Raw genomic sequence first — 12895 nt, 5'->3', positions numbered from 1 at the left:
TCACTATACCTAAATAATTCCTCTTTACTTATATAATAATACATAGGTCAAAGAAAGTCAAAGTTTATTCAGCCTTTTTTTAAATTTTTTTATCATCTAAAGATTTATTTTAAATTTTGTTGTTTTATAGTAAAATAGTAATATAAATATTATTAGCTTGTTATTTTACAGCTTAACGATATTAAACTTTTTTAAAAGAGGTGATGTTATGAAAATAAGTTCTATCATTAAACCAAATTTCCATACAATTAATGTAAACGATACTATAGATAAAGCTTTAGATTTTATGGACAAACTTAATATTAATGGAATGCCAGTAGTAGATGATAAAGAAATTGTAGTAGGAATGATAGTAAAAGCTGATATATATAGATTCATGATACATCCAGGACATTATGTTAGCTGTCCAGTTGAGTGGGTTATGTCAAAATCAGTTATCTCTGCGCAATCTGACGAAGATCTACTCACTGTAGCTAAGCGTCTAAGAGAAAATGATATTATAACAATGCCTGTTATTGAAGACGGAAAAATTGTAGGAGTTATTAATATAGATGATTTATTAGATTACTTCATTGACTCTTGTTCAAAAAATTAGTAACAATAATATCCATATGAATTTAATAGCTTAAATATATCATTACTGATCTTAAAGGCTTAATTGTGAATATAAAAAATAGAAGTGGCGATATTTTGTTAATCCATTATAATCGAATTAACAAAATATCGCCCTTCCCTATATATTTACGAGAAATTAGATTTTTTTATCAACAGCTAATGCAAGATTAAAGTATTTTAGCGAATCCGCTGTAAGTCCAAGCTTATAATAAAGCTTACCCATATCTACATATCTATTTCTTCTTTCTTCTCTGGTACCAAACTTAAACAACGAATCTAATGATAGATTCATATATTTTTCAGCTTCCAAATGTTTGTCCATTTTTTGAAGAATTATACCTTTAAAATAATATGACTTCTCAATTAACTTTATATTGTCAGTCATAATAGCTAAATTTAATGATTCTTCTGTAATCCTATAAGCTATCTCATACTCTGAATTATCAATTAATATTCTTGTACAATAATTCAAAAACTCCACATATTTTCCTACATTATCTTGTGGAAATATTTTTATTCCAGCTTCTATTTCAGAGATTGCCTTTTCCTTTTCTTCTACTTCAAAATAATACTTTCCATAATTTCCATGGGATGCTGCCAGAGAAATAGGATTATATTTTTGATATTGAAATGCTTTCTTTTTATATTCATCAACATAATCTTTTTTAAGCTTAATGCATACTGTAGCATATATATGATATATTTTTCCCTTACTTTCATCTGTTTTAAGGTCATCAACATATCCTATGATTTCTGATAAAATGCTATATGCTTCTTCAGATTTTCTTAAATTCTGATAACACAGAGCCTCATTGTAACCTATTAAACAGTACTCTGAACTATCAAATCCATCTTCTTTCAATCTAAACATTTCTCTAAGCTTGCTGTAGTAAGAAATAGCCTCAATATATTCACCATTTTGAGATAAATAACGTGCCATATCTTTAAAGTAGATAGCTGTATTTTCTTCCGTATTATTTCTTTGATATAAATCATAATATTGAGAAACTATAAGCTGAATATTTTCAACCTTATTTTCTTCTACATAATACGAGAATAGTATGTGTATTAATTCAAAAGCTAAATCATAATATTTATATTTTAGTGCATAGCTTAGGTTATCTTTCAACTTACTTTCAGAATCAGTATCGGAAGATACGTTCCTCTTTATTATATTTAGATTATTTGAAATTTGTTCATATACGTCTTCTATTAAATAATCTACATCTATTTCTATCTTCTCAGCTATATAATTTAATAATTCAGTATCCGCCTTAATCTTACCATTTTCTATACAGCTCATCTTGGCAATTGAAATCTTATTTCCACATAGTTCTTTTAATGTTATACCTTTAAATACCCTAGCTCTTTTTATCTTTTCGCCAGTAGATAGTATTTCCAAATATCTCACCCACTTACTTATAATTTGTAATTTTTTAACTTTTCTGCTTCATTAAATAACTTTATTCCTTGATTTAAGTAATACGAAGCTTCTTCTTCTTCTTTTTTATCTATGAAATATTTTCCGACTCTCATAGCCAATTCAGCTGCCTTGGACAACTTTCCGCTATTCTTTGCTAGCACATATGTATCAATCAATACACTTTCTGCTTGTTCTGGTTTATCGTCAATATTAAACATAGTATATTTTATTAGCTTACATTCGATTTTTCTGTCTATATCATGCTCTTCAATTCTATTTTCTATATCTTTTAGTATTTTGCTACATTGTTCAGTATTCTTTAACTTCAGATAACTTTTACAAATATCTATTAGTATATCATTTATACATCCTACACGGTTTTGTGTACTAATGCTTTTTGATATATCATAATGCTTAAGAGATTCATCTAAATTTCCTAGTTCATAAAATAACTTTCCTAAATTATGTTCTATATTAACTATGCTCTTGTTATACTGTATCTTTTTATACACTTCTAATGTTTTCTTTGAATACTTTATTGCATTCGGCAAGTCACCTTTTTTATTAAATTCTTCTGCTAAAGAGAATAGATTTCTCGCATAATCTTCATCATTATAGACTTGTTCAAATCTATTTCTTGCTAGACAAGAATATTCTAAGGCTAAATCCAATTCTTCTACATCGTAATATGTTCTAGCCATATTGTAGTATATTTCTCCCATTAAAAATTCGTCTACAACCTTATTGTCTATATATACCTTTTCAGCCTGTTTTAAATAACTACTAGAAGAATGATATGCTTTTAATTCCAAAGCAATGTTAGCTAAATGTAGAAAAGTTTTTATTATTTGCTCATAATTATTATTTTTTACAAAAATTACATTTGCTGATAAAAAAAACTTCTGAGCCATAGGAAAATCTCTTTTATACATGTAGGATTTTGCTGTTATAAAATATATCATTGCTTTTCTATATTCTAGATTATATTTTTCACAGTAGTATAGAGCATTATCAATATATCTTTGACCTTTTTCGTAATCTCCCTGAAGTATGCATGATTCCCCTACCTGTTCGTAATATAAACTAATCTTTTCAGCTTGGCTTTCTTCTGATTCCATTAAATATTCTACATTTGTGTTCAATGCATCAGCTAAATATTCTAGCAAATCTACTGATGGATTCGAACGGCCAGATTCTACCAAACTTATTTGTCCTGGAGTTATTCTGTCTTTTGCCAAATCCTTTAACGTCATATTCAATTGTTTTCTTCTTCTCTTGATTTTTTCTCCCAATGATAGAATTTCCATCTTTTTAATCCTTCTCTATTCAACAAATTATTTAGTTATTTTAATATAATTTCCTTAATTATAACATAAATTTATAAAAAACTGCATAAAAATATAAATGTGCCCCAAATTTTATATAATTTAATTTTATTATCCATATTTATGTACAAAAGTATAAATACAATAAATAAAAATAAAAAGGCATGAAAGAAATTCATGCCCTTCTATTTTTATTATACCTAATATTTACATATTATACTTTCTTTTTTAATTCTATCTCATCCAATCATAAACTTCATGACATGCTGATTCAGCCATGTTCCTCATTCTTCTGCCTGCTCTTCTCATTGTTTTTTGACTTCTTCTATCCATACGTGGCATTAGAGACATTTCGACAGCAACTCCAATTAAAAATCCAGTCATCATTCCCTTAGAAAATCTTTCCATAATAAACACCTCTTTAACATCAATTTATTTTCTATAAATATATTGTGTATTAATCAAAAAGTTATCCAAGTTAATTTATTCCATGATTATATACGATTTTAAAAATATTCTAAAAAGTAACTATGCATATTACAATCAACTTTCTATATTCCAGTCCTAATTAAGCACTTTTCTTATTAGCATTTTAAATGTAAATTTATTATCCAGACATATATACCACTTTAATTATTATCAACTTCCTCTTTAAGTAAATAATAAATTAATTTTTCTTTTTCTTTGCTTAATAACTTAGAAATTATCTTTTTACCTTCAACAGCATTATTTCTATATAGATTAATAATTTGTTCAAATCTAATTTCATCATCATCATCTTTCTTACCTACATTTAATATATTTTCCATTTGTAGATTTTCATCTTTGCCAATTAAAATTATATTATTTGAATGACTTGGAGCTATGCTTAAGATTTCTTCTTTCACCTTAGTACCAGAAACTCTTATAACATTTTTATTTAACCATTTTTCAACGGTTTTATCAGAAGCTATCCCTAAGCACTCTTTACATTTCTCATCAACAAGCTCATTAAATAAATCTCCAGTATGACTATCAACTTTTACAAATATAATTTCCATTCCAGAATTTATTAACTCTTGCATCTTTTTATAATATTGCATAGATGATTCTTCTTTTCGTTCCCATGCTCCAGTTGCATGATGAGCTATCCCCTCGTAATCATGAAATAGAACTACTTTTTTTTGTCCATGTTCTAAAGCATATTCAACAGCTCTAACAGCTCCCTTAAGTTCGCCTGCTATTTGTCTTATATTTTTAGAAGAGCTATCTTTTTCAGCTCCGCTTTCTATATATTCTACAACATCATTATTAACACAAACTACTCCATAAGAATATCTTCCGTCAGAAGAATTATAGCTTCCATCAACATATGCATGAAGGCAATCTTTTGGATAATTTTCATCACTCTTTTTTAGCATTCTATTTCCTTCGTTTAGATATGATTTTGCCTCTTCGATATCTTCGAAACTCTTATACTTAGCTCCTTTTACCCCTTTTACATATGCTAAGCACTCATTCCAAGTATTAACTATTACATTTTCAACCTTTTTGTTGTTTTTAATATCAAAACCATACTGTATTGCATAAACTTTTTTCGCCATATAATATTCCTTTCTCTGAATGTCTAACTTATTTATTATATTTTTCATAGAGAATTTATAAACTTAATAATCTATATGTTATTAAATTTATAAATAATATTTTCTATAGTGATGATAATTCTTCTACAGCACTATATAATTTTTCAATATTTGCGGCATTTGTAAAGTTAGTTAGATATTCTATTCCTTTTTTTAATGTTAAAAGTATATCATTTTTACCTTCCCAATTCTCTACTATTATAGATAATGGTATATCTTTAAGAATCTTATTTAAAACAAAAAATATAACTCCAATATCATCAATCACACCTATAAATGGTATACTATTAGGTATTATGTTAACTGGTACAGTTACATATGCTATTCCTGCCGACATTATAAGCTTAGTCTTTATAGATACTCTTTTATCCTTAAGTAATCTATATATTAAAGAAGCTATATCTGGCAATACAAATATATACTCTTTATAATTTCTCACATTTTCAGATAATTTATTTGTAATTCTATTTCTTCCAACAGAATAGCAATCTTTAGTTTTATCTATATTATCCAATGATGCTACATCAATCTCTTCTTCTTCACTTGTTTCTTCAACATCATTTTCCTTTATTAATTCGCCTAGTATTGATACCTCAACATTAGAAATTTCAGCCCATACCTCTGATTTTTTCATAAAGACTTCACTAATATTTAGATTTATGTATGGTACATCTTGAAGTATTGTATTTATATCAATTATTACTTTATCTCTATCGCTATCTATTCCATACTTTTTAAAAGCTTTTGCTAATTGCTTTAGCACAAAACTTCTTAATATTCTAAAGAAACCAACATTTAATACTTTAACTTTAACTATCTTTACAATAATTTTGTTATGAACACACCCAACTAATTGAACCTTTATATTAAAGTCTATATTTATTCCCTTTTTCAAAGTTCCTTCTAATATTATCCCATCATTAATAGTTACTGTTCTTAAATCCAACCCATCAACCTTAACAAATTCATTGATTATACTTAATATATCATTACCAGTTAATTTAACTTTTACTTCTGATATGTTCATTTTTTATTCCCCTTTAGAGTAAATTCTTACTTTTATATAAATTAAATCAAATTATTTTCCTAAATATACTTAAAAGTATACATTATTCCAGAAAATTATTAAAGATATGTTATATATAGAATCTACAATTTTTCTTAATAACAAAAGCCCCCATTTAACTTTTTGATAAAAAAAAGAAGGCATGCCTTAATGTCATTTTGTTGCCTAAATGACATTTGGCATAACCTCTCTTCTTGTAATACAGTATATTTAATGTTTCAAATACTATTTATTACTGAATTTCTTTTCTTAACCTATATGTTCAAAATGAACTATTAAAATACTGGAATTACTGAACCATTATATTCTTTTTCTATAAATTCTTTAACTTCTGGTGATGTCATAGCTTTTACTAAAGCCTTAATCTTTTCTTGATTTTCGTTACCTTGTTTTACAACAACTATGTTTGCATAAGGTTTAGCAGCTTCTGAAGCCTTATCTTCAATAATAATTGCATCTTTTGCTGGATTAAACTTAGCTTCTATAGCATAGTTTCCATTGATTACTGCAGCATCAACATCATCTATTGCTCTTGGAACTGCTGCTGCTTCTAATTCATTAAACTTTAAGTTCTTAGGATTTTCAGTAATATCTTTTGATGTAACTAATTCTCCATCTTTAATTTTTATTAAGCCTTTTCCTGCTAATAATTTTAATGCTCTAGCTTCATTTGATGGATCATTAGGAACGGCAATTGTAGCTCCATCTTTAAGTTCATCTAAACTTTTTACCTTCTTAGAATATAATCCCATTGGTTCTAAATGTACTGCACCAACTGAAACTAGGTGATATCCCTTAGATGAATTTTGTTCGTTCAAGTATGGAGTATGTTGGAAGAAGTTTGCATCTAATGACCCTTCTTCTACAGCAGTGTTAGGTTGATTGTAATCATTAAATTCTGTTATTTCTACTGTATATCCTTCTTTTTCAAGTAATGGTTTAGCTATATTCACTATTTCTTCATGTGGCTTTGGTGTTACCCCAATCTTTATTACCTTGTCATTCTTAGAATCTTTGCTTCCTGAAGTAGCTGTGCCCCCGCAACCTACTAATCCTAGTGTCACTACTCCTGCTAAAACTACTGATAAAATTGATTTCTTTTTCATATTTATTCCCCCTATTTTGATAATTTATTGTAAAAATAATTGCCTATAAGCTGTAGTCCTTGTACTACTATAATTAACACAATACATGTTACTACCATATAATCAGTTTGGAATCTTTGATATCCATAGCTTATAGCTACTTGACCAAGTCCTCCACCCCCAATAGTTCCTGCCATTGCAGAATATCCAACAATACTTATTATTGTAAGAGTAATTCCTGATGCTATTGAAGGAATTGCTTCTTTAAGCATTACCTTAAAGATAATTTGAGTGTTTGATGCTCCAAAAGATCTTGCCGCCTCTATTATTCCTTTATCCACTTCTCTAAGTGATGATTCTATAATTCTTGCCACAAATGGTGCTGCTGCAATTGTAAGTGGAACAATAGCTGCTTCTGTACCTATAGATTTACCAGCAATAAATCTAGTTAATGGTATTATTGCTACCATTAATATGATAACTGGAAAACTTCTTAATATATTAATTACTAAATCTAAAATTGTATAAACTATTTTATTTGGTCTTAATCCGTCTTTTGCAGTAACTGTTAATATTATTGCAGGTATAAATCCTAAAATAAGTGAACCTATAGTCGATGCAAAAACCATCTCTAGAGTTTCTATTAAAGCTTTTACTATTACCTGATTCATTATTCGATCACCTCCAATAAGATTTCCTTATTTTCAAGGTACTTTATAACCTTGTCCTTATCATCTTCGCTGATATTTATTACAAGCCCGCCTAATACTTCGCTTCTAAATTTTTCAAGTTTTCCCCAAACTATAGAAAAATCTATTTCTAATTCCCTTGCCATCTTTGTGATTAATGCATTTTCAGAAGAATCACTTGGGAAGAATATCTTGATATTAACACCTTCTTCTGGTAGTATCCCTTCATCTTCTTCTCCTAAGAATTTCTTTAATGATTTTCCTGGTTGTAAGAATAAATCTTCTGCTCTTCCTTCTGCTTTTATTTTTCCACCATCTAATAGTGCAACTTTTTCACAAACTTCTTTTATTACTTCCATTTGATGAGTTACCATTACTATCGTAATCCCTAATTCTTTGTTTATTTTAGAAAGTAACGCTAAAATATCTTTTGTAATTTTAGGATCTAAGGCAGAAGTAGCCTCATCACAAAGTAGTATTTTAGGGTCTAGTGCTAATGCCCTTGCTATTGCTACTCTTTGTTTTTGTCCACCACTAAGCTCTGACGGTTTGCTTAGCTTTTTGTCTGTTAATCCAACTAAATCTAATAATCTTAATACTTTGTCCTTAATTTCACTTTTGTTGTACCCCCACACTTCAAGAGGAAGAGCAACATTATCAAAAACATTTTTTCTTTGCATAAGATTGAAATTTTGAAAAATCATCCCCAAATCTTTTCTAAATTCCCTAAGACTTTTTCCTTCTAATGATGAAACCTCTTTCCCCATTACATTTACTGAACCTCCATCATAAGATTCAAGTCCATTAATGCATCTTAATAATGTTGACTTTCCTGCTCCGCTGTGCCCTATTATTCCATAAATTTCGCCCTCTTTAATGCTTATTGATACATCTTTTATAACTTGTGTTTCCCCAAAATTCTTTACCACATTTTTAATTTCTATCAAACACATTTCCTCCTTTGACTTTGTTTTGTTAGTTTCCGGATAACTAAGGTGATGTAATAATTAACTTGATTATTAACGTTCACCTCAAAACAAAAGCGCTAGAGAATAAATCTCTAGCGCATAAAACACCATACAAATTTATCCTCTCATCTATCAGCTAAAAGCTGCTGGAATTAGCACCATATAAATATCATTTAATAAAAATAATATTTCGGTTGCCGGGTTTCAAAGGGCCAGTCCCTCCACCGCTCTCGATAAGATATTCAGATTATTTAATTTAGCTTTGACCTAATTATATACAACTTTTTTTAATTTGTCAAAATCTATAGAATAACCTTTTGCTCTTTCAAATCCAAGTATTGTAATCGGATTGGTTTTATTATATATATTTTCTGCATATATTGCAAGATTTTTTTACGAAATTAATTAATAAATTTAAGTTTATAGTATAAATATTAAATTATTTTATATTTATATTGTTAAATCTGCTGCATATGCTATATATTTCTATCAAATATTCAAAATCAATATCTATGCTAATAAAAATATTAACATAAAAAATAATAAATATTCTACAATAAAATTTGAAACCATACACATGTAGATAAATCTATCTATGTGCATGGCTTCATTTTTACTAGAATCACTTTATATATTTTATTCCTCAAAATAATTGCTTCATATCTTAAGCTGCTTTTTTCTGTTTATCTACATTCAGTATCTCCCAATTATTTGAGCAATCTGGAGATATCTCTCCATGTTTTTTAATGTAGCTAGTCATTAAGCTTCTCACTTGGCCATCATCACCAAGTGCTTTTCCTGAATCATAGACAATAATATTTGGATCAGTATTACTTAATCCAGCGGCCTTCATAAAACCACCACCGCCATTAAATCTATAATTGTTTATAGCAACTGTAAATTCATCTGAATCTTTTACTTCAACACCATTAACCTTTAAATTCTTTATTCTATTTCCTGATATTACTCTTCCTGTTTCCTTACCGATAGTACATGCAGGCTGTGTTAAATCAATATCATATGTTGCACCATATAATTGATCCAAGTTATAATCTGGAATATTTAATATTGGATCTTTTATTACTGCTGCATTATCCCCTGTTGTTTGAGCATAATATCTAACTGAATATTCCATCCAATCCTTCAATTGCTTTCCTGTCATTTTTACTCCATACAAAAAGTTTTCAAATACATATACTGCCATCATATCTTTTATTGTAACATCCCCTTGAGGTATATATGCTCCAGAACTTAATGGTGCCGCAATTGATAATTGAGTCCCAGCACTTTCTTTTTGTACTTTATTAATGAGCTCCATAATTGCAGTAGGCTCAGTTAACTGTCCACTTCCTGTAAATTCTCCAGTTGAAGTTCCTATTTTTGTATCTACATATTTTAATGTTGTATCTTCATAAGGTTTAATTAAATCGACAATCTCCTGATCATCTACTATGCTATTATCGATAACAATGTTTTTTGTTGAAATTCCTATAAGCTTTGCATTTCCATCAAAGTTCATATCCACTTGTGCCAAACCTGTAGCTCCCTTAGTTGACTCAACTATTGGAACAACTTTACCTTCTGGATTCTTCTTAGTTAGATCATTTACTTTTAAATGTGTGTGACCTGCCATAATTGCATCTATTCCATCAACTTGTGTCGCTATTGCATTAATTTCATTTTCTGGTATAACATCTGCATCACTCTCTTGACCACTATGTGCTGATATTATAACAACATCTGCGCCCTTGGCTTTTACTTCTTTAACCCACTTTTTAGATTCATCTACAAGATCATTAAATACCAATCCATCATAATGTTTTTTATCTTCCCAACTTGGTATGCATTTATTTTCTAAACCTATAACCGCTACTTTGACTTCTTTACCATTAACATAAAAACTTTTCATTATATATGGATCTACAAAATTTGTTGAATCTTTCTTATATATATTAGCTCCAAGTACTGCTATACCTTCTGATTTATAGTCTTTAATTACTCTATTTAATACATCTAATCCATAATTGAATTCATGATTTCCTAGTGTCCACGAATCATACTTCATGGCCCCCATAACCTTTGCCATAGGGTGCTCTAAAGTAGTATCTAAAATATCATAGTAATATGATAGTGGTGTTCCTTGAATTGTGTCTCCATTATCAATTAGCATCACATTATTATTATTTTCTCTTACACTTTTAACATATGATGAAACTTTAGCTAATCCCTGTGCTTTAGATGGTGCTTTCCCTGTTCCATAATCATAGTTTAAAACTGTACCATGAACATCTGTTGTTGCTAATAAAGTTATTGAACTAGATATATTAACCATTCTTGGTATATCAGTATTAGGTATTGTATTTTTATCATTTTTATCTTTATTTTCTTTACACCAATCTATAAATGCATCTCTTACTAAAACATGAGTATCATTTTTAACATCTAATCCACCGTACTTTGTAAATGCAGTAAACGAATCTCCTCCTTGAGCCACAAAATCTGGAACTGCAACTGATAAACTTTCGTTATCACTAATAGGAGTTCCATCTTCTTTTGTGATAGATTTAACTCTTTGGCCTGATGGAAGATTTGAATCATAGCTAAATTTAATTCCCGATACCTGTAACCCCTTGCTGTTATCCGCAACAGCCTGCTCTAGAACTTCCTTTAATTGAGACTTTGTCATGCTTAATTTATAAATTGTGTTATCAAAAGGCATAAACTGCCACATAGTTCCGACTGTAATATTTCCTTGTGGAATATCTATTCTAAGACCTCCATTGTTTTGAAATCCAACATCAGCTTTAATAGAACTTCTTGTAACATCAGATGCCCAATTTCCTAAAACTGATGATCCATATGGAGAAGCATCTAATTTTCTTGTTAAATCTTTTTCTATATTATACCCAATAACTTCATTCGTCATTGGCTCTATTTGTTTATTAGCACTATTTACAATTTTATCAACTTCACTGTCTGTTTGTGGTGTTCCAGTTTTATACCCCTTGTCATTATCTAATGCCACATAACTTGTTTCAAGACTTGGCTGATTAAATACGATTTTATTATCACTAGTCACCTTGAATTTAGCATCTATATATCCTTTACCGTTTGATCCCGCAATATATACTGGGATATTGGTATTTTTAGCAATCGCAGCAGTTTTAGTATGACTATGTCCGCCAAACACAGCATCTACATTCTGAAGATTATTAGCTAAATCAAATACTGGCCCTGTTGCATTATCACCCTTATCACCTTCATGCACCAATACAATTACTACATCTGCCAATTTATCTTTCTTTATTTGTAGTGCAATAGGATTTATTTCACTTGCAAGATCTGTAAATTTATAGTCACTCACAAATTTAGGTGATACACTCGTCTCTGTTTCTCTTGTTATTCCGCCTATAACGGCAATCTTTATTCCATCTTTAGTTATAATTTTATATGGATCAAATACACGCTTGCCAGTCTTCTTATCGTAAAGATTGCTGCAGACTATTGAATATGCTGCGCCTTTCATTGTTGTATTTGTGGTTGTATCCAATCCCCAATCAAACTCATGATTTCCAAGAGTTGTTATCTCCATTCCAATCTTAGACATAGTCTCCTGAACAGGAACCCCTTTCATGATATTTGATGTTGCAGACCCTTGATACAAATCACCTCCACCTAAAATCAATGTCCTATCTTTATTAGACTCTTTCACTTTTTCTACTCTATCTGCTAAAACCCCTGCAACTTGATTTCCTGATGAATCATTAAGTGATCCATGAAAATCAGTAATTTCGATAACGTCAAATATTTTTTCATTCTCAGTTGCATAAACTCTTATAGAAAATGAGCTAAATAAAGTAATTATAAAGAATAAGCTAGTAAAAATTGATATAACTTTTCTGAACTTTGGAAGTTTTTTCACAATTATTTCCCCCTTAATACTAATCTCATTTACATATTATTACTCACAAAAAATTATATGACACATATTTTTGCAATAGTCTATTTATTGTAAATGTCACCCATTTATTATTCAGATTATTTCTATAATAATTTTATCTAACAACCTCATATTATCTTGTGTTTTAAACAAATAAAAAAC

The 12895-nt window shown here is 29.1% G+C and carries 10 protein-coding genes and 1 riboswitch; of the genes, 1 reads left to right on the top strand and 9 read right to left on the bottom strand.

All coding sequences use genetic code 11. The features are described from left to right. Positions 1–208 precede the first annotated feature (208 nt). A complete protein-coding gene (locus tag PZA12_RS03570; protein WP_103698525.1) occupies positions 209–595 on the top strand; it encodes a CBS domain-containing protein in 387 nt (128 codons plus the stop codon). Positions 596–751: 156 nt separating this feature from the next. Here PZA12_RS03570 and PZA12_RS03565 read toward each other — a convergent pair whose 3' ends face one another. The 9 genes from PZA12_RS03565 to PZA12_RS03525 form a co-directional block, all read right to left on the bottom strand. Continuing rightward, on the bottom strand, positions 752–2017 hold the full coding sequence (locus PZA12_RS03565; RefSeq protein WP_103698524.1) for a transcriptional regulator: 1266 nt from the start codon (positions 2015–2017) through the stop codon (positions 752–754). Between the two features lie 17 nt (positions 2018–2034). Further along, positions 2035–3345 carry a tetratricopeptide repeat protein gene (locus tag PZA12_RS03560; RefSeq protein WP_103698523.1) on the bottom strand — a complete coding sequence of 437 codons (1311 nt, stop codon included), beginning with the start codon at positions 3343–3345 and terminating at the stop codon, positions 2035–2037. Positions 3346–3597: 252 nt separating this feature from the next. Beyond that, positions 3598–3771 (bottom strand): YtxH domain-containing protein, encoded by a 174-nt coding sequence (locus tag PZA12_RS03555; protein WP_111938351.1) that lies wholly within the window; start codon positions 3769–3771, stop codon positions 3598–3600. Positions 3772–3992: 221 nt separating this feature from the next. Next, on the bottom strand, positions 3993–4946 hold the full coding sequence (locus PZA12_RS03550; protein WP_103698522.1) for a viroplasmin family protein: 954 nt from the start codon (positions 4944–4946) through the stop codon (positions 3993–3995). A gap of 103 nt (positions 4947–5049) precedes the next feature. Further along, on the bottom strand, positions 5050–6012 hold the full coding sequence (locus tag PZA12_RS03545; protein WP_103698521.1) for a YkvA family protein: 963 nt from the start codon (positions 6010–6012) through the stop codon (positions 5050–5052). Positions 6013–6326: 314 nt separating this feature from the next. Continuing rightward, entirely contained in the window at positions 6327–7157 is an 831-nt protein-coding gene (locus tag PZA12_RS03540; protein WP_041894123.1) for a MetQ/NlpA family ABC transporter substrate-binding protein, read from the bottom strand. A gap of 11 nt (positions 7158–7168) precedes the next feature. Then, a complete protein-coding gene (locus PZA12_RS03535; RefSeq protein ID WP_078116002.1) occupies positions 7169–7807 on the bottom strand; it encodes a methionine ABC transporter permease in 639 nt (212 codons plus the stop codon). Beyond that, positions 7807–8772: a methionine ABC transporter ATP-binding protein gene (locus tag PZA12_RS03530; RefSeq protein WP_103698520.1), complete on the bottom strand. Its 966-nt coding sequence runs from the start codon at positions 8770–8772 to the stop codon at positions 7807–7809. Before PZA12_RS03530 ends, PZA12_RS03535 begins: the two co-directional genes overlap by 1 nt. A gap of 143 nt (positions 8773–8915) precedes the next feature. Next, a riboswitch (SAM riboswitch) is annotated at positions 8916–9033 on the bottom strand. A 424-nt stretch (positions 9034–9457) separates the two neighbouring features. Then, positions 9458–12715: a bifunctional metallophosphatase/5'-nucleotidase gene (locus PZA12_RS03525; protein ID WP_103698519.1), complete on the bottom strand. Its 3258-nt coding sequence runs from the start codon at positions 12713–12715 to the stop codon at positions 9458–9460. Between the last annotated feature and the right edge of the window lie 180 nt (positions 12716–12895).

It is taken from the genome of Clostridium beijerinckii (genome assembly GCF_036699995.1).
GTDB lineage: Bacteria > Bacillota > Clostridia > Clostridiales > Clostridiaceae > Clostridium > Clostridium helianthi.
This window is presented reverse-complemented; position numbering and strand designations above follow the sequence as displayed.